Origin of the sequence: Pseudomonas sp. SIMBA_067, assembly GCF_046534675.1 — a bacterium.
GTDB classification, from domain to species: Bacteria; Pseudomonadota; Gammaproteobacteria; order Pseudomonadales; family Pseudomonadaceae; genus Aquipseudomonas; species Aquipseudomonas putida.
In genome coordinates this window covers 1-246 of sequence record NZ_JAWRYH010001092.1, presented here as the reverse complement: position 1 = coordinate 246, position 246 = coordinate 1, and the positions used below count along the sequence as shown (strand labels likewise).

Genomic DNA, 246 nt, shown 5'->3' with positions numbered 1-246 from the left:
ACCGCGACATTGCGCAGGCTAGGCACCTTGAACACATGCCGGTCTTCTTCATCGCCCGTGACGTTGAAGCGCCCCAGGTCGGCAGGCGTGGGGTTGCCGCGGTCAGCGAAAAAATCGCCCAGCACGCCGAACTTCTGCAGCATGTTGCCGCCGATATTGACGCCTTGGTGGCAGGCAATGCAGCCGTATTCCTGAAACCGCGCGTAGCCGTATTTTTCGTCCTTGCTGAGGATCTCGGTGTCGCCC

At 60.6% G+C, this 246-nt stretch carries 1 pseudogene; it reads right to left on the bottom strand.

Annotated features, from left to right (window positions below):
• Positions 1-246, bottom strand: a pseudogene (locus tag SB765_RS32640) (cytochrome B6); the annotation flags it as partial.